The 20,501-nt window shown below is 73.9% G+C and carries 11 protein-coding genes; 5 read left to right on the forward strand and 6 right to left on the reverse strand.

Translation table 11 applies throughout. From position 1 onward, the window contains the following. Positions 1 to 181 precede the first annotated feature (181 nt). The 3 genes from nrfD to ACFY01_RS36390 all read right to left on the reverse strand — a co-directional run bounded on the left by nrfD (position 182) and on the right by ACFY01_RS36390 (position 2,649). Complete coding sequence (gene nrfD, locus ACFY01_RS36380; RefSeq protein WP_390740035.1) at positions 182 to 1,210, reverse strand: NrfD/PsrC family molybdoenzyme membrane anchor subunit; 1,029 nt, start codon at positions 1,208 to 1,210, stop codon at positions 182 to 184. Continuing rightward, a complete protein-coding gene (locus tag ACFY01_RS36385) occupies positions 1,207 to 2,145 on the reverse strand; it encodes a 4Fe-4S dicluster domain-containing protein (RefSeq protein WP_390740036.1) in 939 nt (312 codons plus the stop codon). The genes nrfD and ACFY01_RS36385 overlap by 4 nt, the downstream gene beginning before the upstream one ends. A 135-nt stretch (positions 2,146 to 2,280) precedes the next feature. After that, the gene (locus ACFY01_RS36390) at positions 2,281 to 2,649 is read right to left on the reverse strand and encodes an ANTAR domain-containing protein (RefSeq protein ID WP_390740037.1); all 369 of its coding nucleotides are present in this window, start codon (positions 2,647 to 2,649) and stop codon (positions 2,281 to 2,283) included. Between the two features lie 160 nt (positions 2,650 to 2,809). Between ACFY01_RS36390 and ACFY01_RS36395 the strand changes: the two genes are divergently transcribed. Further along, on the forward strand, positions 2,810 to 5,650 hold the full coding sequence (locus tag ACFY01_RS36395; RefSeq protein WP_390740038.1) for an AAA family ATPase: 2,841 nt from the start codon (positions 2,810 to 2,812) through the stop codon (positions 5,648 to 5,650). Here the strand turns inward: ACFY01_RS36395 and ACFY01_RS36400 are convergent. Then, entirely contained in the window at positions 5,556 to 8,327 is a 2,772-nt protein-coding gene (locus tag ACFY01_RS36400; RefSeq protein ID WP_390740039.1) for an ATP-binding protein, read from the reverse strand. The two genes, ACFY01_RS36395 and ACFY01_RS36400, sit on opposite strands and share 95 nt — an antisense overlap. 159 nt (positions 8,328 to 8,486) lie before the next feature. On the opposite strand from ACFY01_RS36400, the gene ACFY01_RS36405 reads away from it, so the two are divergent. Beyond that, positions 8,487 to 9,347: a helix-turn-helix domain-containing protein gene (locus ACFY01_RS36405; RefSeq protein ID WP_390740040.1), complete on the forward strand. Its 861-nt coding sequence runs from the start codon at positions 8,487 to 8,489 to the stop codon at positions 9,345 to 9,347. Between the two features lie 191 nt (positions 9,348 to 9,538). Here ACFY01_RS36405 and ACFY01_RS36410 read toward each other — a convergent pair whose 3' ends face one another. Next, positions 9,539 to 10,615 (reverse strand): helix-turn-helix domain-containing protein, encoded by a 1,077-nt coding sequence (locus ACFY01_RS36410; RefSeq protein WP_390740041.1) that lies wholly within the window; start codon positions 10,613 to 10,615, stop codon positions 9,539 to 9,541. A gap of 259 nt (positions 10,616 to 10,874) precedes the next feature. Between ACFY01_RS36410 and ACFY01_RS36415 the strand changes: the two genes are divergently transcribed. The 3 genes from ACFY01_RS36415 to ACFY01_RS36425 all read left to right on the forward strand — a co-directional run bounded on the left by ACFY01_RS36415 (position 10,875) and on the right by ACFY01_RS36425 (position 18,948). Next, the gene (locus ACFY01_RS36415; protein ID WP_390740042.1) at positions 10,875 to 11,852 is read left to right on the forward strand and encodes an alpha/beta hydrolase; all 978 of its coding nucleotides are present in this window, start codon (positions 10,875 to 10,877) and stop codon (positions 11,850 to 11,852) included. 261 nt (positions 11,853 to 12,113) lie between these two features. Further along, on the forward strand, positions 12,114 to 16,391 hold the full coding sequence (locus ACFY01_RS36420) for a HAMP domain-containing protein (RefSeq protein WP_390740043.1): 4,278 nt from the start codon (positions 12,114 to 12,116) through the stop codon (positions 16,389 to 16,391). Between the two features lie 79 nt (positions 16,392 to 16,470). Next, on the forward strand, positions 16,471 to 18,948 hold the full coding sequence (locus tag ACFY01_RS36425; protein WP_390740044.1) for a SpoIIE family protein phosphatase: 2,478 nt from the start codon (positions 16,471 to 16,473) through the stop codon (positions 18,946 to 18,948). A 61-nt stretch (positions 18,949 to 19,009) separates the two neighbouring features. On the opposite strand, the gene ACFY01_RS36430 is transcribed toward ACFY01_RS36425, so the two are convergent. After that, a complete protein-coding gene (locus ACFY01_RS36430) occupies positions 19,010 to 20,455 on the reverse strand; it encodes a glyceraldehyde-3-phosphate dehydrogenase (protein ID WP_390740045.1) in 1,446 nt (481 codons plus the stop codon). Between the last annotated feature and the right edge of the window lie 46 nt (positions 20,456 to 20,501).

The following is a 20,501-nucleotide window of genomic DNA, read 5'->3' on the forward strand; positions in this document are numbered from 1 at the left end:
CCCGCTCCTCCTGCGGACAGTGTCCCGCCGCGGGGCCGCCCCGGCATCCGTCGCCCAGGTACCCGGAGGGCGACCGCTGAAAACGCGGTTGTCAGCGGGGCGGTGCGCCGACCGTCCCGCCACGGTGCCAGTGCGGGTGCGGGTGTCGCGGTCGGCGGCTTCCGCTCCTGAAAGGGAGCCGTCAGCCGGTGCGGGACGCCACTCGCTCCCGCTGCGGTACGACCGTGTACCTGGGGTCCCGCGCGGAGGCCACCCCGGCGTGGAACACGCCGAACCGCAGCGCGGCGGAACCCGTCAGCAGGGCGGCGCCCGCCAGCACCGCGAGCCGCCGGTCCCGGAACCGTCCCGCACAGGCGGCCAGCGCGGCCCCGCCCGCCGTCAGCAGCTCCGCCGTCGGCAGTAGCACCTGCGCCCTGCCCTGCTCGTACGGCTCGGCCATCAGACCCATGTGCCGCTTCATCGCCCGGAAGGCCCCCAGCTCCAGCGCGGCTCCGAGGACCGCCAGGCGGCGCGCGGGCCCCGCCTGGTCCACCGGGGAGCAGACCAGGGCCAGCCCGGCCGCCGCGCTCGCTCCCGAGCCCGCGAAGACGAACGGCAGCTGCCGGAAGCCCTCGTGCCAGGACGGCACGGCGGTGTCCGCGATCAGCACGGCGGTGTAGCTGACGACCGCCGGACCGAGGACCGCGGACGCCGCCGTCGCGGCCGAACCGACGAGCCGGTAACGGCCCGCGACATCGGTGGCCGCCGCGACCGCCGTGAGCGGTGCGTAGCCGGCCAGCAGCCACGACCCCACGCTCATCGGCGAGGTGGGCTTGAAGACGCGCAGCATGTTCAGGAACCGGGCGGGCCGCCCCAGGTCGTGGACGAGCGCGCCCAGGGAGAGCGTGATGGCGCCGGCCGCGCCCAGCTTCGCCGGCCGGGCGAGCGCGGGCCGCCCGGTGGCCTGCGCCCCGGCGGCGAGCAGCGAGGAGGAACCCGCGAGCCCGCCGAGATACAGGTATCCGGCGATGTCCAGTGCCTTCCACGTCGGCTCGTGCAGGATCGGCCGGCCGTAGTACGACGAGAACTCGGCGTCCGGCACCATGGCCTGCTCGCCGCGTCCGCCGCCTCCCCGGCGTCGCCGCCGCCGTCCGCCCTGGGCCCCCGGCGCGGCCTCCCGCGCGGGTCGCGCCCCCTGCACACCGTCGCGGGTGACGTCCGAACCGGTCATCGCGGCCTCCTGGCGAAGCTGACGGCGGCCATCGCCACGAGCGAGACGGCCGCCGCCGCGGCATGCCGCCACATCGCGGGCAGGTCCCGGGTGGTGACCACCGGGTCCGGTGGCAGACCGTAGACCTCCGGCTCGTCCAGCAGCAGGAAGAACGCCCCGTCGCCGCCGACGCCGTCCTGCGGGCTCTCGCCGTACAGCCGGGCCTCGGTCGCCCCGGCCGCGTGCAGCTGTGCCACCCGGCCCGCCGCCCGCTCGCGCAGCTCGTCCAGCGGGCCGAACTGGATCGAGTCGGTCGGGCACGCCTTGGCGCAGGCCGGTTCCGTCCCGGCACCGATCCGGTCGTAGCACAGCGTGCACTTCCAGGCGCGCCCGTCACCCTTGCGCTGGTCGATGACGCCGTACGGGCAGGCCGGCACGCAGTACCCGCAGCCGTTGCAGATGTCCTCCTGGACGACCACCGTCCCGAACTCGGTCCGGAACAGCGAGCCGGTGGGGCACACGTCGAGGCAGGCCGCGTGCGTGCAGTGCTTGCAGACGTCCGAGGACATCAGCCAGCGCAGCTCGGTCCGGCCGTCGGGGGCCACGGGGGCGATCGTCCCGGCCGGTGCGCCGAGACCGTGCGCCGCCTCGAAGACGTCGACGCCCTCCTCACCGGTCCCGGGCTCCGCGCCGACCGGAACCCTGCGCTGCTCGATGAAGGCCACATGCCGCCAGGTGTCCGCGCCGAGGCCCTGGGTGTTGTCGTACGACATGCCCGTCAGCTCCAGGCCGTCCTCGGGCACGGCGTTCCACTCCTTGCAGGCCACCTCGCACGCCTTGCAGCCGATGCAGACGGAGGTGTCCGTGAAGAACCCCATGCGCGGCGGGGCGTCGGCGTACCCGGCGGCACCGGCCACGTCCGGCTGCGGTCCGTACCACTGGTTGTCCCGGTCCATCGGGAACCTCCTCGCTCGCGGCTCGTGCACGGCGAAGTCCCGCCCCTCACCCGGAGCGCTCTCTTCCGAGCCTGGCACGGGTGCCCGTCCACCGCTCGCCCGAAACGGTGCCGGGAGACGGCCGGGACCGGTGGCTCACACCTCGTCGGGCTGTGCGGGTGTCGTACGGCCGTGGATCCCGTAGCGGGCGAGTGCCGACTTCAGTTCGGTGAGCATCGGCTCCGGCAGGGTGCCGCCCTGCCCGAAGACCAGGACGTGATCGGCGACGGTGCGCAGTTTCGTGTTCGTGCGCTGCGAGACGTCCCTGAGGACGCGCCAGCCCTCCTCCGGGGCGATCCGGCCCACGGCCACCACCACACCGATCGCCTGGTCGATGACGGCGTGCGAGGTGACGGCCTGTCTGAGCTGCGCACTCTCCTGCTCCAGCCGCTCGTACTCCATGGCCAGGTCCGTCGAGGACAGCAGGACCAGGGGACGATGCCTGGAAATCGTGAAGAACGCCATCTTGTCCCCCTTCTGTGGTGCGAGTCGCCGGGATTTCTGCTGCCCGTCGAGCGCCGCTTCACGCGGGCGCGCGGATGTGCGCTACATCTCGCCCGACGCCGTCTGGTCTACTGGGTGAGCGGCCGGGCGGTGCGGAACGAGGGCGGGGTAACGGGGGCTCATGAGCGCTGCGGGCATGCCCGGGGAACCGGACGCGGGGCCGGTGCCGGCCGGTCGGGACGCGCAGATCGCCGTGATCGAGTCGGCCCTGGCGGACATCGCGGCCGCCGGGACGTGGATCGTGCTGCGGGGCGATCCCGGGATGGGGAAGACCGCGCTGCTGAAGGCGGCCGGGGCCGCGGCCCGGCGCGCCGGTCTGCGCGTGCTGCGGATGACCGGCGCCGAGGCGGAGTCGGGCCTGCCGTTCGCCGCCCTGCACCAGGTGCTCTGGCCGCTGCTCGACGACACCGACGCCCTGCCGGAGGGCCAACGGCACGCTCTGGAGAGCGCGTTGGGCGTACGGGAGGGCACACCGCCGCACGGCTCCACGGTGGCCGGCGCCGCCCTCACCCTGCTCGCCCGGGCCGCCGCGCACCGGCCCGTCGCCCTGCTCCTGGACGACCTCCAGTGGGCCGACCCGGCCAGCCTCGCCGTGTTCGACCACGTCCGGCGGCACTTGGCCCCGCTGCCCGTCGTCGTCATCGGCGCGACCCGGCCCACCGGAGCCACGGCCCGGCTCAGCGGTGACGGCGCCGACGGCCCGCCCGGCCGGGTGATGGACCTGACGCCCTTGACCGAGCGGCACGCCGAGCGGCTGCTGCGCGCCCTCCACCCGGGCCTGCCCGAGGACACGCGCCGCCGGGTCCTGCGCACCGCCGGCGGCAACCCGCTCGCCCTGCACGAGCTGCCGGCCCCGGGAACGGCCGGGATCGCCGAACTCTTCGACGAACCGCCGCTGGGCGAACGTCTCGGACGCCTCTACGAGGACCGGCTGCGGGCCCTCCCGGACGGCGCCCGGCAGCTGCTGCTGGTGGCTGCCCTCGGCGGGAGGTTCACGCAGCGACTGTCGGTGCTGAGGGACGTCACGGCACGCGACGCGGTCGCGCCCTGGACGGAGACCTGGGCGCACATCGAGGCCTCCGGGCTGGCCCACGCCGACCCGGCCGCCGGCCGTCTGGTGTTCCACCATCCACTCGTGCGGGCCTGCCTGCCGCACACCGCCGCACCGGCCGAGCGCCGCGCGGCACACCGTCTCCTCGCCGCCGCCCTCCCCGCCGACAGCCCCCGGCGGCTCACCCACCGGGCGGCCGCCGCCGTCGGCCCCGACGGCGAACTGGCCGAGCTGCTGCACGCGGAGGCCGACCGCACGGCCGCGCACGGCGCGGACACCGAGGCGGCGGCCCTGATGGCGCGGGCGGCCGGCCTGAGCGCGGACCCGGCGAGCCGGGCCGCGCGCCTCGTCGCCGCCGCCGCCATGGCCGCCCGGGGCGGACGGCCGCACGCGGCGGCGGACCTCGCCGCCGAGGCCGAGACCGAGGCCCGCCCGGGACGGCCCGCGCCCGCCGCCGCGCACGCGTTCGCCGTCGCCTGCGCCCGCCTCCAGCTCGACGGCGACCCGACACCCGCCGTCGAACTGCTGCCCGGTGCCCTCGACCACCCTGCCGCGCCGGGGGCCGGGGAGCCGCGCGCCGGGCTGCGCGAGCCGATGCTGTTCCTGCTCGTCGTCGTCGCCGTCCACACCGGCGACGAGCGGGCGTGGGCCGCCGCCGAACACCACATGACCGGCGCCTCCGAGCCGGCGGCGCTGTGTTTGCGGGCCTGGTCGGGGCCGTACCGGGACGACAGCGACCTGCCGGACCGGCTGCGCGATGCGGTGGCCGCCCTGCCCGAGGACGGGGCGAGCGCCACGGCCCGGCTCCTGCTGTGGACGGCCGCCGCGCTCGACGTCGTAGGCGAGCACGACGCGCTGTGCGGCCGCTTCGAAACCCACCAGGCGTACGCCCTCAGGGCCTTCGTCGACGTCCTGCGCGCGCACGACGACTTCCTGCGCGGCCGCTGGGAGGCCTCGCTCACCGCCTCCCGCCGGGGCGCCGAGGTCTCGGCCGCCCACGGCCACGCCTTCGACGAGATGCTGTTCCTGCTGAACGTCGCCCAGGTGCTCGCCGCCCGCGGGGACCGCGCCGGTCTCGCCGCGCTGGAACCGACCCTCGGGACCATGGCGCGGGAGCGGCGGATGCGTCGCGTCACCGAGCGGCTGCGGGCGCTGGAGGTGCTGTGCGCGCTCGGTCACGGCCGGACCGAGGAGGCCTGGCGGTACGCGCGCCGCCTGACCCCGCCCGGCACCGTCCCCTCCCGCACCCCCTGGTTCCACCTGTCGCTGGTCGACTGGGTGCAGGCCGCCGTCGACAGCGGGCGGCCGGAGGAGGCCCGGCGCCACCTGCGGGCGGTCCGGGCAGCCGGAATGGCCCGCGTCTCGGACCACCACGGCTTCCTGGTGGCCGTCGCGGAGGCCCTCGCGGCCGCGGACGAGGACGTGGACGCAATGTTCGAGGCCGTGTACGCCCACCCGGGCGCCGCCGGCCGGCCCTTCCCGCTCGCCCGGGCCCAACTCGCCCACGGCGGACGGCTCCACCGCGCCGGCCGGGGCGAGGCCGCCGCCGGTCACCTCCGGGCCGCGCTCACCGTCTTCACCCGCCTCGGCGCCACCCCCTGGGCGGAACAGGCCGCCCGCGCCCTCGACGGGCCGGCCCCGGGCAGCGGGGCGCCGGACGACGCCGGCGTACCGCATCCGCTGCTGTCCGCACGGGAACTGCGGATCGCCGAGCTGGCGGCCCAGGGGCTGACCAACCGCCGGATCGGCGAGCGGCTCGGACTGTCACCGCGTACCGTCGGCGCCCACCTCTACAAGATCTTCCCCAAGCTCGGCATCACGACCCGCGGCGGAGTGGCACGGGCCCTGGCGGAGACCCGGCACCGGCCCGGTCCTCCGGCAGGGCCCGCGCCAGGGCCGCCCGCGAGGTGATCCCCAGTTTCGGGAAGATGCGGTACAGGTGCGCCCCGACCGTCCGGGGCGACAGCCGCAGCTCGGCACCGACCTCCTTGTTCGTCAGCCCGGTGGCGACGAGGCGGGCGATGCGCAGCTCCTGCGCCGTGAGCGGACCGGGGCCCGGCGCGCCGGTGTCACCGGGGGTGCCGAGCGCGGCCCGGCACTGCTCCTCCCAGGGACCGGCGCCCAGATCCCTGAAGGCGCGGCTCGCGGCCCGCAGCCGGTCGTCCGCCTCCGCCCGCCGGCCCAGGCGGCGCAGCCGGGAACCGTCCGCCAGCCGCAGCCGGGCCAGGTCGAACACCCACTGGCCGGCGCCCGGCACGGCATAGGCCGCCGCGTAAGCGGCGTCTGCGGCGTCTGTCGCGTCGTCCTCGGCCGTGAGCGCGGTCGCCGCGGCCAGCAGGAACGCGTGGTGCGCGGAGATCGCGTCCATCCGCGCCGCCCGCCCGGCCGCGACGTGCGCCAGCGCCTCGGCCCGCCGCCCGCAGCGCAGGCTCGCGGCCACGAAGTCGAAGAACGGCAGGTGGAACCAGGGCACGTCATGGGGAAGGTCGCCCGGGGCCATCAGCCGGCGCAGCCGGGTGTACGCCTCCTCGTACCGCCCGTGGGCCAGGGAGACGAGAGCGTCGAGGTGGTCCAGACGGTCCGTGACGAACCGCATCCGCGCCCTGGACGCCGCCGGTTCGATCCGCGCCCGCGCCTGAGCAAGACCCCGCTCGTCACCGCGGCCCGCCAGGAAGTGCGCGTAGTAGTGGCGGAAGAGCAGCGCGTTGGTGTGGTAACCCAGTTCCTCCGCGGTCTCGGCCTCCCGCAGACACTCCTGCGCCGCCTCCCAACGGCCCCGCAGGAACCCCTGGTAGCACCTCGCCTTCGCCAGGGAGCCCTGGGTGGCGTAGGCGTGCTCCCCGGAGAGGAGCCGCCACAGGGCGGTGTCGGCACCGTCGACCGCGGCGGCCGTCCACAGCAGCAGCCAGGCGCCGCCCGTCTCCCGTCGCGCCGCCGACTTCGCCACCAGCGCCCGCAGTTCCGCCTCCGCCCCGTGCGCCGTGCGCGGCGGATCCGCCCACGCGCGCAGACACAGCCGGGCGGCGGGGGAGACCTGCTCACGGTGCCGCCGCAGCGTCTCCCACCCCCGCGGGTCGCCCGTGTACACGGAGGCCAGCAGCAGCTTGAAGACCATCTGCTCCACGAGATCGCCGAAGACCGGGGCGCCTGGCGCGGTCAGCGCGTCCAGGGCCCGGGGCAGCAGCGAGAAGGAGGAGTCGAAGTCGACATGGTGACTCTGGTCGACGTACACGACCGCGTACGCGAACAGCGGGGCGACGTCCTCGGGCACCGGTCCGCGCCGCAGCTCCCGCACCAGTCGCGCCGCGTACGCCAGCCGTCCGCCCCGGGCGGACATCACCGCCGCCCAGGTCAGCCGCCGCGCCCGGTGCGCGGGGTCGGCGCTCAGGTCCGCCGCGCGGTCCAGCAGCAGCGCGCCCTCCGCGTCACCGCCGCGCAGCGCGATCCGGGTGCCCGCCTCCTGCAACCGGGCGGCGAGCCGTTCGTCCGGCTCCTCGGCGGCCGACGCCTCGTGCAGCAGCCGGCGCGGGTCGTCCTCGGCGAGCCGCTCGGCCAGCGCCCGGTGCGCGGACCGGCGTTCCGCGTCCGAGGCGGCGGCGATCACGGCGCTGCGCACCAGCGGATGCCGGAAGACCAGCCGCCCGGTGTGGTCCAGCCGGGCCAGGCCGCTGCCCTCGATGTCGCCGAGCGTCCGCTCCGCACCGCCGCGGCCGCCGGGCACGGCCTCCGGGACGACGCCGCTGCCCTCCAGCGCGCCGAGCAGCAGGACCCGCGCCGCGTCCAGGGGCAGCGAGCGCAGCCGTCGTACGTACTCCGCCTCCAGCCGCCGACCGAGCGGGAGGCGTTCCGGGAGCGGTACGACGCCCCTGCGGTGCTCGGCGGCCAACTGGCCGGGCAGCTCCGCCAGGGCCAGCGGATTGCCGGCCGCCTCGTCCAGCACCCGCTCGGCCGTCGCCGCCGTCAGCCCGGGATGCCGTCGCCGCAACAGCACACGCGACTCCTCGCGCGACAGCGCCCCCACGTCCACCGGACGGACGGGCCGGCCCTCCAGCGCGCGGCCGTCGGGACGGCCGGCGCACACCATGACCGCACGCAGGTTTCCGATCCGCTGGTGCAGGAAGAGCAGGACGGCGGCACTGGAGGCGTCCACCCAGTGCAGGTCGTCGACGAGGATCAGCACCGGGCGGCGGCGCGCCTCGTGAGCGAGCAGGGCCAGCGTGGACGCGCCGACCATGAAACCGCCGGAGGGCAGCCCGTCCCGCAGCCCCAGCGCCCGTTCCAGCGCGTGGCGTTGCGGCCGGGGCAGCACCCGCGAGTCCTCCAGCAGCGGCCCCAGCAGCTGGTGCAGGACCCCGAAGGCGGTACCCGCCTCCGCCTCTTCGGCCCCGGCCCGCAGGACGGTGAACCCCTGCTCGGCGGCGCGCACGGCAGTCCAGTCCAGCAGTGCCGTCTTCCCGATGCCGGCGTCGCCGCGCAGTACGGTCGCCGAGCCGCCCGCCCCGGACCGCACGCCGGCCAAGGACCCCTCCAGCGCCGCCCGTTCACGGAGCCTGCCGACGAGGGCCGTGTCGCCGTGTCCTCGTCCCACGGTGCCCCTCCTTCGTCCTCGCGCCATCGTGGCACCGCCGCGTTGCCCGAGCGTGCACAGCTCTTGCCCGTGCCCGCAGGGACGGCCGGACCGCCGCCCCGCCGGACCGGTGCCGCCGCAGGCTGAACGCCGTACGAACGCGTCGACCAGGGGGGGCCTATGAGCCTGACACCCGCATCCGCCCACAGCCTCGGCTTCCTGCACGTGTCCACCGTGCGGGGCACGGGAGTGTCCTACGTCCACGATCCCGGCGCCGTCGCCGACCCGTCGCTCCTGCTGGGCCTGTACGCCTCCGGCCGGGCGGCGCTCGTCCGCCGGGGGACCGCGGAGCCCGGCGGGCCCGACGACCTCTTCCTGTGCGACGCGGCGGAACCCTTCGAGCTGCAGGCGCCCGACGACGTCACCCTGCACCTGGTGCGGATACCGCGCTACGCCCTCACCCTCACCGACGCCCAGGCCGGTGCCCTGAGCGGCCGGGCCCCGTTCGCCGGGGGCGCGGTGGCGCCGCTGCTGGGCTCCCTGGTGCGGGAGGTCGCCGGGGCGACGGAGCCCTACTCCGCCCGGACGGCACTCCATCTGGCCGGAACGGTCGCCGAGTTGGTCGCGCTGCTCGCCGTCGAGGACGCGGACGCCGGGCCCCGGGGCGGCGGCGAGGGGCGCGACAGCCTGGTCCGGCACCTGCGTGCCCACGTCGACGCGCGCCTGTGGGACCGGGAACTGACACCGGGGACCCTCGCCTCGGCCCAGCACATCTCGATCCGCTACCTGCACAAGCTCTTCGAGGACCACGGCAGCACGGTGGGCCGCTGGATCCAGCACCGCCGCCTGGAGGAGGCGCGGCGCGAACTGGCCCGCCCCGGGCGGAGCGACACCACGGTCTCCGCGGTCGCCCGACGCTGGGGCTTCGCCAGCGCCACCCACTTCAGCCGCAGCTTCCGTGCCGCGTACGGCGTGTCACCCAGCGCCTGGCGGGACGCCCGGCTCCGGCCGGCCAGGGAGGCCGGAGCGACGGACGGCTGACCGCGAGGGCGCCTCGGGCCGCCGGGGGAGCGGGGTGCGGGTGGTGGGCCGCTGCTCGGTGTTTCACCGGTCGGCGGCGTGCCGTGCGGCCCGCGGTCGCTGTCGCACCGGATGCGTGGAGCCCTCGGCCGAGCCCTCGGCCGAGCCCTCGGACGAGCCCTCGGACGGGGACAGCCGGCCACGGGGGAACGTCAGGCGGTCCGGGTGGTCCTGGCGGAGCCGTCAGGCTGTCGCGGCCCGGTCGGCGCGCCGGAGGTGTCCCCGCTGCCCGGGGTGCCGTGGGCAGGGCGGCCGGCCGTGCCGGGGCCGGTCGCCGGTGTGTCCGCCAGCCGGAGCCACTGCTGGGGCGCGTACCCGTGGACGGCCTTGAAGGCGCGGCTGAAGTGCGCCGCGCTGCCGAAACCCCAGCGGGCGGCCACCACGGAGACGGACGGGCTCACCCGGCCGCGCCGGGCCAGCTCCCGCGCGCACTCCTCGACCCGGCGGCGCTGGATCAGCCGCCCCACGGTGACCCCCTCGCCCTGGAAGAGGCGGTGCAGATAGCGGACGGAGACGAGATGTGCCGCGGCGATCCGCTCCGCGGACAGTCCGGGATCCTCCAGATGCCGGTCGATGTACTCGCGGATCCCGGTGACCAGCCGCTCCCGTCCGGTCTGCGCGGGCCGGCCCGCCTGCTCGGCGAGCTCGTCGACCAACGCCGCCACCAGCTCCGTGACGATCCCGCCCAGCCGTTCGCCCACCGCGGGCGGGACCCGGGGAGCCGACCGCTCCAGATGCGGCAGAACGGTGGCCAGCAGCGCGGCCATACCGCCCGCCGGCGTCAGGGCGCGGGCGGTGACGGACCGCAGACCGGCCACCGGTACGTGCAGGGCGTGGACCGGCAGGCGGAGGACGAGCACCCGGGCCCGGTCCCGCTGTTCGACCGAGAAGGCCCGGCGCAGGTCGATCAAGGCCGGCTGCCCGCTCTCGACGCAGGCACCCCGCCCGTCCTGGGCGATCCGCACGGTCCCGTGCAGGGGGATCACCAGGGCGACGGCGTCCCCGGCGTCCCGCGCGATCGAGCCCGCGCCACGGGTCAGGCGCAGTGCTCCGGTCTCCCAGGCGAGCATCCGTACGTAGCCGAGGTGATGCCCCGTCACGCGGCCCCGCGCGGGCCCGTCCCCCAGGTCGTGCTCGACGACCGGCGCGAGCCAGCGTGAAACGGCGGCCGCCACCTGGCGGGACGCTCCGGTGCCGGGCGCCGCGGCCGTCTCGGATCGAGCGCTCACTTGGGCTCCCTTCAGCCGTCCAGGATCGCGGTGCGCGGGCGCGCGAGGGGGGACGGTCACCCCTGTCCAAGGCCCGTGAAAACGATTCTTCGGCAGTGACCGGGGGAGCTGATAGGTCATATGACTGCACATCCCTGACCGGGCGCCCGAAGTGTGCACGCAGCGACACGGATGAGTACGGTGGCCAGCCGCCCGCTTCCGGCGAAGCGCCCCTAGGGTGGCGAACGGCCCATGGTTCGCCCGTCAGGCAGGAGTTCCCGTGGAAGAAGACGTGCCGGCCTTCCGGGCGACGCCGGTCCTCGAGAGACGGGCACGGGACTTCGTCGCCGAGTACGCCTGCCCCACTCCGGCGACCGCCGACGTGATGGCCTCCCGGGCGCGCATGGCGGCCCTGTGGAACGGCGGCGGCCGTGACGAACCCGACATCGAGGAGGAGTGGCTGGCCCTGCCGGGCGGCGACGGCAACCGCATCCGGGTGCGGATCCTGCGCCCGGCCGGCGCCGACGAGCCGCTGCCCGTGGTGCTGTACCTGCACGGGCTGGGCTGGATGCTCACCGACGCCTACGCGCACCGGAAACTGGTCGCCGACCTCGTGCTGGGCGCGGACGCCGCGGTGGTCGTCCCGGAGTACGACATGCCGCGGGACGCCCGCCACCCGGGCGCCGTCGAGCGGGCGTACACCGTCGCCCGGTGGATCGCCCGGCACGGCGGCGAATGCCGGCTGGACGGGAGCCGGATGGCCGTCGTGGGCGTGAGCGCGGGCGCCCAGCACGCGGCCGCCCTCACCCTGGTGGCGCGGGAGCGCGGCGGGCCGGACCTGCGCCACCAGGTGCTGGTCTGCCCGGTCACCGACGCGGCCATGAACACCCCGTCCTACCGGCAGTTCGCGGACGGCTACTTCCTGGGCCGTGCCGCCATGTGCGGCTACTGGCAGCAGTACGCCCCGGACCCGCTGACCCGCGCGCACGGCACGGTCTCGCCGCTGCGCGCGGCCGTCCGCCGGCTGCGGGGTCTGCCTCCGGCGCTCGTCGTCACCGCGGAGGCCGATGTGCTGCGCGACGAGGGCGAGGCGTACGCGGCACGGCTGAGGGAGGCGGACGTCCCGGTCGTGTCCGTCCGCTACCACGGCACGATCCACGCGTTCGTCCTGTTCGACCTGCTGCGCGGCACCCTCGCGTCCCGGGCGGCCCGCGTCCAGGTGACGGACACGCTGCACGCCGCCCTGCACGCGGCCTGAACCGCAGCGGGAAAAAGCGCCCGAGTACCCTGCTCTCCGCTGCTCATGCCTACCATCCGCTCATGGGTCTCCCGGTTGCGCGAACATGGCCGGAAGCTTTGTGGGGGGTCGTGCACCTGGGTTAGCCTGCGACGTATTTTCACTCCGTGGACACATCCGTGAAGTGCGGAAACGCGTGCACGAACGGCCGGGCCGCAGAACGTTCCCGGCACGGTTCCGAGCCTTCGACCGGGGGCTCTGGGGAGCGGAACGAGGGGACGCATGGCCGGCAAGGCGACCGAGGTGACCGAGGCGGTTCTGGGTGACCAGGAGCTGAGACGACTCCTCGCGGGTCTGACAGCCGTCCGGGACGGCGACTTCGGGACACGCCTGCCCGACGACTCCGACGGGCTCATGGGCGACATCGCCACCGTGTTCAACGGCATGGTCGACCAGTTGTCGGTGTTCACCTCCGAGGTGACCCGTGTGGCGCGGGAGGTCGGCACCGAGGGCACGCTCGGCGGACAGGCGGAGGTACCGGGCGTCTCCGGCACCTGGGCCGACCTGACGGACTCCGTCAACGCCATGGCGGGCAACCTCACCACGCAGGTGCGGGACATCGCACAGGTGGCGACCGCCGTCGCCAAGGGCGATCTGTCGCAGAAGATCGACGTGCCCGCGCGCGGTGAGATCCTCCAGCTGAAGGAGACCGTCAACACGATGGTCGACCAGCTCTCGGCCTTCGCGGACGAGGTGACCCGGGTCGCCCGCGAGGTCGGCACCGAGGGCCGCCTGGGCGGCCAGGCCCAGGTGCCCGGTATCGCCGGTGTGTGGCGCGACCTGACCGACTCGGTGAACTTCATGGCGGGCAACCTCACCAACCAGGTGCGCAACGTCGCCCAGGTGACCACCGCCGTGGCCAAGGGCGATCTGTCGCAGAAGATCACCGTCGACGCGCGCGGTGAGATCCTCGAGCTGAAGAACACCATCAACACGATGGTCGACCAGCTCTCCGCGTTCGCCGACGAGGTGACCCGGGTCGCCCGCGAGGTCGGCACCGAGGGCCGCCTGGGCGGCCAGGCCGACGTCAAGGGCGTCAAGGGCACGTGGCGCGACCTGACCGACTCGGTGAACTTCATGGCGGGCAACCTCACCGCCCAGGTGCGCAATGTCGCCCAGGTGGCCACGGCCGTCGCCGAGGGCGATCTGTCGCAGAAGATCACCGTCGACGCGCGCGGTGAGATCCTTGAGCTGAAGAACACCATGAACACGATGGTCGACCAGCTCTCCGCGTTCGCGGACGAGGTGACCCGGGTCGCCCGCGAGGTCGGCACGGCCGGCAACCTCGGCGGTCAGGCGACCGTGCGGGGCGTGTCCGGCACCTGGAAGGACCTCACCGACAACGTCAACGTGATGGCCTCCAACCTGACCGGTCAGGTGCGCTCCATCGCGCAGGTCGCGACCGCCGTCGCCAAGGGCGACCTCTCGCAGAAGATCACGGTCGAGGCCAAGGGCGAGGTCGCGGCGCTGGCCGACGTCATCAACACGATGGTCGACACGCTCTCCGCGTTCGCCGACGAGGTCACCCGCGTCGCCCGGGAGGTCGGCACCGAGGGCCGCCTCGGTGGCCAGGCCCATGTGCCGAACGTGGCCGGCACCTGGAAGGACCTCACCGACAACGTCAACTCCATGGCCAACAACCTCACCGGCCAGGTCCGCAACATCGCCCTGGTGACCACCGCGGTGGCCCGCGGCGACCTGTCGAAGAAGATCGACGTCGACGCGCGCGGGGAGATCCTGGAGCTGAAGACGACCATCAACACGATGGTCGACCAGCTCTCCGCGTTCGCCGACGAGGTCACCCGCGTGGCCCGCGAGGTCGGCACCGAAGGACGCCTCGGCGGCCAGGCCGAGGTGGAGGGCGTCTCCGGCACCTGGAAGCGCCTCACCGAGAACGTCAACGAACTGGCCGGCAACCTGACCCGGCAGGTGCGCGCCATCGCCGAGGTGGCGAGCGCCGTCGCCGAGGGCGACCTGACCCGGTCCATCACCGTGGACGCCTCAGGGGAGGTCGCCGAGCTCAAGGACAACATCAACTCGATGGTGGAGTCCCTGCGCGAGACCACCCGCGCCAACCAGGAGCAGGACTGGCTCAAGACCAACCTCGCGCGTATCTCCGGCCTGATGCAGGGCCACCGCGAACTGCCCGTGGTCGCCGAGCTCATCATGGACGAGCTGGTGCCCCTGGTGTCCGCCCAGTACGGCGCCTTCTACCTCGCCGACGACGGCGACCGGGGCCCCGAGCTGCGGCTCGTCGGCTCCTACGGCCGTCCCGAGGAGGACCCGCGGCCCACCCGTATCCCCTTCGGCCGCTCCCTGGTCGGCCAGGCGGCCCGCAGCCGCCGCACCATCGCCGTGGACGACCTGCCGCCGGGCTACGTCACGATCTCCTCCGGGCTCGGACAGGTCGAGCCGAGCGCGCTGATGCTGCTGCCCATCGTCTTCGAGGAGCAGGTGCTCGGCGTGATCGAACTGGCCTCGGTCAGCTCCTTCGCCCAGATCCACCGGGACTTCCTGGAGATGCTGATGGAGACCATCGGCGTCAACGTCAACACGATCGTGGCCAACGCCCGCACCGACGAACTGCTGGGCGAGTCCCAGCGCCTGACCTCCGAACTCCAGGCCCGTTCCGCCGAGTTGCAGGCCAGGCAGGAGGAACTCCAGAGCTCCAACGCCGAACTGGAGGAGAAGGCCTCGCTGCTGGCCGAGCAGAACCGGGACATCGAGGCGAAGAACCTCCAGATCGAACAGGCACGGCAGGAACTGGAGGCCCGCGCCCAGCAGTTGTCGCTGGCCTCGAAGTACAAGTCCGAGTTCCTCGCCAACATGAGCCACGAGCTGCGCACCCCGCTCAACAGCCTGCTCATCCTGGCCCAGTTGCTCGCCCAGAACCCGTCCCGCAACCTCACCCCGAAGCAGGTCGAGTACGCGGGCATCATCCACTCCGCGGGCTCCGACCTGCTCCAGCTGATCAACGACATCCTCGACCTGTCCAAGGTCGAGGCCGGCAAGATGGACGTGACACCGGAACGCGTCCCGCTGCGGCAGCTCATCGAGTACGTCGAGGCCACCTTCCGGCCGATGACGACGCAGAAGAGCCTAGAGTTCACGATCAGCACGGCCACCGGCGCGCCCGCCGACCTGCTCACCGACGACTCCCGGCTCCGGCAGATCCTGCGCAACCTGCTGTCCAACGCGGTGAAGTTCACCGAACAGGGCTGTGTCGAGCTGCGGATCGAACCGGCGCTGGACGACGAGACGCCCCAGGGAGTGCTGCGCAGCGGCAGTGTCGTCGCCTTCCGGGTGAAGGACACCGGGATCGGCATTCCGGAGCAGCAACTGGAGACGATCTTCGGGGCCTTCCAGCAGGCGGACGGCACGACGAGCCGCAAGTACGGCGGCACGGGCCTCGGCCTGTCCATCACCAGGGAGATCGCGCACCTGCTCGGCGGCGCCGTCACCGTGGACAGCACCCCCGGCAAGGGCAGCACGTTCACCCTGTACCTGCCCGTGGCCCGGCCGGACTTCGCGGAGGCGACGCGCGGCGGCCGCCCGCCGCAGAAGGCGCTGGAGACCCTCGCGTCCGAGACGACGGCCGAACCCGATCCCCGGGAAGGGATCGTCCGCACCGGCACCAAGCGGCGTCCGCGCCGGCTGCTGGTCGTCGAGGAGCGGCCGCGCGGACTGCTGACCCTCGTCGCGGAGAGCGTGGTCAGGGACCTGGCGCACGGCCGGGAGAGCGATCCCTCGCACGCCCCCGTCGACATCATCACCGCCGTCGGAGCCCAGGAGGCGGCCGGCGCCCTGGCCGCCGAGCCGTGCCACTGCGTCGTCGTCGAACTCGGCACGCCGGAGGGCGAGTCGGCCCGCTTCCTGGACGCCCTCCAGGGCGACTCGGCGCTGGCGAGCGTTCCCGTCCTGGTGCACAGCGGTCACCGGGCCGGACCGGTCGGGGAGGAGGCCGCGCGCTCCGGTCCCGACGGCCGCTCGCTGGAGTACCTCTACAGCCTGGACGAGCTGCGCGAGCGCATCGCCCTGCACCTGTCGACCGAGGAGCCCGGTGAGGTGCTGACCCTGGTCCGGCCCGAGGAACCACAGGTGCCGGTGCTCGACACCAGCAACGCCGCCGCCGGCCGTACCGTCCTCGTCGTCGACGACGATGCGCGCAACCTCTTCGCGCTCAGCGGGATCCTCGAACTCCAGGGATTCCGGGTCCTGCACGCGGAGAACGGCCGCAAGGGAATCGAGACACTGGTCAACAACCCGGACATCGCCCTCGTGCTGATGGACGTGATGATGCCGGAGATGGACGGCTACACCGCCACCGCCGAGATCCGGAAGATGCCGGGGTACGCCGAGCTGCCGATCATCGCCGTCACGGCCAAGGCGATGCCCGGCGACCGGGAGAAGAGCCTGGCCTCCGGAGCCAGTGACTACGTCACCAAGCCGGTGGACACCCAGGACCTCGTCGCATGCGTCCGACGCTGGCTCCCCGCATGACGAGGCCCGCGCCCGCCCCAGCCCCGCGTGCGCACCGCCGCACGCAGGGGCCGTCCGCCAGCCGAGGAGCCCGCACACCGTGACCACGTACGACTCGACCCCCGAGCCGGCGAACGACCCTCCGTCCCCCGACCTGGACCGGCCCACCGCCGATCCCGCGGCTCTCGACCCCTCCGCCTTCATCCCCCTCCAGCCCGCACCGCAGACCGGACCGGCGGGATCCGCCCGGACGACGCCCGTGGGCAGGCTCGCCGCGACGGTGGAGCGGCTGCGCCGCGAGGTGCGGACGGCACAGGCGGAGGCCGAGGGGCGGGCGCTGATCGAGCTCGCCAAGGGCATCCTCGTGGAGCGGCTCGGCTGCGGCCCCGCCCAGGCCGCGCGCCAGCTCGCCGAACTCGCCGAGCAGGCCCGGGTGACGCCCCTGGAATTCGCCGTGGAGGTCATCAACCAGGCCGCCCGGGACCGTATGTCCGAGGTGACCGACACCTTCCTCGCCGCCACCGCCGGAGCGCCGGACCAGGCCGACGAGTCGGCCGCCGTACGGCTGCGCGCGGCCGAGAGCGGCGCCCTGGCCGCCGGTGACACCCAGGCCGTGGCCGACTCCCTGCTCCAGCACGCGCTGCGGCCGCTCGGCGCGGTCGGCGTGGCCATCTGGGCCGCGGACTCCGACGGTTCGCTGACCCTCGCCGGCAGCGCCGGGTTCCCCGAGGCCGAGGCCGCCCGCTGGCGCTATGTCCCGCCGGACGTGGCCACGGTGGCCCGGCGCGGCCTCACCGAGCGGTCGGGGCAGTGGCTGCCGTCGCTCTCGGAGTCCGGCCTGCCCACGATCGGCCGGACCCTGTACCCGGACGGCGCGCGGGTCGCCGTACCCGCCGGGGCGGGCGGCCGTATCCACGGCGTGCTGGAGATCGCCTGGCCCGGGCCCGAGGAACCGCAGCCCCCGCAGGTCGTCCGGCAGGTGGAGGCGCTGGCGGAGCTGTGCGCGCACACCCTGGAGACGTACCCGCTGCTGCCGGGGGCGTCGTACGAACCGCGGGTGGTGCCGGACGCGCAGGAGCTGAGCGACCTCGCGGACGGACTGCACGACCCGGCGCTGGTCCTCGTACCGCACCTCGACGGGGCCGGACAGCTCGTCGACTTCCGCATCCAGCACGTCAACAGCCGCTTCCTCGACCCGGCGGGCCGGCCCCGCGCCGTCGTGGGCGGCGCCCTGCTGCTGGAGGCGTACCCGATGGCCGCCGGCGAGAGCGAGCTGTTCCAGCGCGTCGAGCGGGTCTACGCCACGGGTGAGCCGTTCCGGGCGCGGAGGATGAACCTGACCGCGCTCGTCGACCAGGTCCCGCTCGCCGCCGTCGCCGACATCAGCATCAGCCGCCACGGTTCGAGCGTGCTGCTGATCTGGCGCATCGAGGACGAGACCGCCCGGCTCGCGAGCCTGCTCCAGCACGCCCAGCGCCTCGGCCGCATCGGCGGCTTCGAGGAGAACCTGCTGACGGGCGAGATCACCTGGAACGGCCAGCTCTTCAGCCTGTACGGCCGGCCGCCCACCAGCACCCCGGTCGCACTGGAGGACCTGCCCGCCCACGCCCACTCCGACGACGCCGTGACCATCAGGCGGTTCCTGCGCACGCTGCTGCACCACCGGCGTGGGGCCTCCGTCGCCTTCCGTCTCATGCGGCCCGACGGGGTCACCCGCCACATCCGGGTGGTGGCGGAACCGGTCCTCGACACCGACGACGGGCTGGTCGGGGTACGCGGCGCCTACCAGGACATCTCGGCCCAGCACTGGACCGAGGTCGCCCTCGCCGCCACCCGCGACCAACTGGCCCACACCGAGCAGCAGGCCGACGAACGCAACCGGCTGGCCCTCCAGTTGCAGCACGCGATCATGCCTCCGGCGCAGGCCCCGCTGCACGTTCCGGACCTCCAGGTGGCGGTGCGCTACCGCCCCGCCGAGGCGGAGCAGCTGGTCGGCGGCGACTGGTACGACACGGTCGTCCTGCCCTCCGGCCTGGTGCTGCTGTGCGTCGGGGACGTGGCCGGGCACGGCATCGAGGCGGCCACCAGCATGGTCGTCCTGCGCAACGCGCTGCGCGGGCTCGCCGTGACGGGCGCGGGGCCGGCGCAGCTGCTGTCCTGGCTGAACATCGTGGCGCACCACCTCACGGGCGCCGTCACCGCCACCGCCGTCTGCGCGCTCTACGACGGGGACAGCCGCACCCTGCGCTGGGCCCGGGCCGGGCACCTGCCCCCGGTGCTCGTCCGGGACGCCGAGGCGACCGCGCTGCCCGTCCTCAAGGGACTGCTGCTCGGCGCGGTGCCGGAGGCGGTCTACGAGGAGACCGAGGTCGAACTGGAGCCGGACGACACACTGCTGATGTACACCGACGGCCTGATCGAGCGCCGGGACCGGTCCGTGGAGGAGTCCCTGTCGCATCTGCTGGCCACCGCCAGGTCCGCGCCCCGCACGCTGGACCAGCAACTGGACCGGCTGCTCACCTACAGCAGGTCGGACACCGACGACGACACCTGCATCGTCGGCATCCGGGTGGCATGACGCCGCCGGCCGGGGCCCCGGAGAAGGGGACCCCGGCCGGCGGAGTGCGGTGCGGTCCGGATCAGACCGCCGGGGCCGGGTACGTCGGGTACTCCACTCCGGAGACGTGCTGGACGACACGGACGACCTGGCAGGAGTAGCCGAACTCGTTGTCGTACCAGAGGTAGAGGATCGCGTTGTCGCCCTCGACCTTGGTGGCGCCGGCGTCGACGATCGAGGCGTGGCGGGAGCCGATGAAGTCGCTGGAGACCGCGTCGGGGGCGGTGGTGAAGTCGATCTGCCGCTTGAGCGGCGAGGTCAGCGACACGTTGCGGAGGTAGTCGAGGACCTCCTGGCGGTCGGCCTCGCGCCCGAGCTGGAGGTTGAGGATCGCGATCGAGACGTCGGGCACGGGCACGCGGATCGAGCTGCCGGTGATCCGGGCCTTGAGGTCGGGCAGGGCCTTGGCGACGGCGGAGGCGGCACCCGTCTCCGTGATGACCATGTTCAGCGGCGCGGAGCGGCCGCGGCGGTCCGACTTGTGGTAGTTGTCCAGCAAATTCTGGTCGTTGGTGAACGAGTGGACGGTCTCCACGTGGCCGCGCAGCACGCCGAACTCGTCGTCCATCGCCTTCAGCGGCGGCACGATCGCGTTGGTGGTGCAGGAGGCGCAGGACAGGATCTGCTCGTCCGGCTTGATCGTGTCGTGGTTGACGCCGTGCACGATGTTGGGCACGTCGCCCTTGCCGGGCGCGGTCAGGACGACCTTGTCGATCCCGGGGCGCAGGTGCTTCGACAGGCCCTCGCGGTCGCGCCACTTGCCGGTGTTGTCGATGAGGATGGCGTTCTTGATGCCGTACGCCGTGTAGTCCACCGACGTCGGGTCGTCGGCGTAGATGACCTTGATCTCGTTGCCGTTGGCGGAGATCGTGCTGCTGTCCTCGTCGACGGTGATGGTGCCCTGGAACTGGCCGTGCACGGAGTCCCGGCGCAGCAGCGAGGCGCGCTTGACCAGATCCTGCTCACCGCCGCCGCGCACCACGATGGCGCGCAGCCTCAGGCCGTTGCCCGAACCGGACTTCTCGATCAGCAGGCGGGCGACGAGGCGGCCGATGCGGCCGAAGCCGTAGAGGACGACATCGCGCCCCTCGCGGCGCTCGATCTTGTCGGCGCCGGTGGCGCCGGCGACGGCCTCGGCGGTGAACTCCGCGACCGTCAGACCACGGTCGTCGGCCTTGTAGGTCGCGGCGAGCATGCCGAGGTCGATCTGGGAGGGGCCGAGGTCGAGCGTGGTGAGCGCCTGGAGGAACGGCAGCGTCTCGGTGACCGAGAGCTCCTCGCCCGCGATCTGCCGGGCGAACCGGTGGGTCTTCAGGATGCTGACCACCGACTTGTTCACCAAGGAGCGGCTGTGCAGCAGGACCGTGACGTCCCGCTCGCGGTGCAGCTTCCCGATGATCGGGATCATCGACTCCGCGATCTCCTCGCGGTTGTTCCAGTTGGTGAACGAGTCGTCGTTGACAGTCACAGATCTATCTTTCGAGCTAGGCGGCGCTCATATGGTAACCACACGA

The sequence above is a fragment of the Streptomyces sp. NPDC001480 genome, from assembly GCF_042894725.1.
Taxonomy (GTDB): domain Bacteria; phylum Actinomycetota; class Actinomycetes; order Streptomycetales; family Streptomycetaceae; genus Streptomyces.

Excerpts from the sequence above, each read along its gene's own strand:
- nrfD (WP_390740035.1), bottom strand. The coding sequence starts at position 1,210 with ATGACCGGTTCGGACGTCACCCGCGACGGTGTGCAGGGGGCGCGACCC.
- ACFY01_RS36385 (WP_390740036.1), bottom strand. The coding sequence starts at position 2,145 with ATGGACCGGGACAACCAGTGGTACGGACCGCAGCCGGACGTGGCCGGT.
- ACFY01_RS36390 (WP_390740037.1), bottom strand. The coding sequence starts at position 2,649 with ATGGCGTTCTTCACGATTTCCAGGCATCGTCCCCTGGTCCTGCTGTCC.
- ACFY01_RS36395 (WP_390740038.1), top strand. The coding sequence starts at position 2,810 with ATGAGCGCTGCGGGCATGCCCGGGGAACCGGACGCGGGGCCGGTGCCG.
- ACFY01_RS36405 (WP_390740040.1), top strand. The coding sequence starts at position 8,487 with ATGAGCCTGACACCCGCATCCGCCCACAGCCTCGGCTTCCTGCACGTG.
- ACFY01_RS36420 (WP_390740043.1), top strand. The coding sequence starts at position 12,114 with ATGGCCGGCAAGGCGACCGAGGTGACCGAGGCGGTTCTGGGTGACCAG.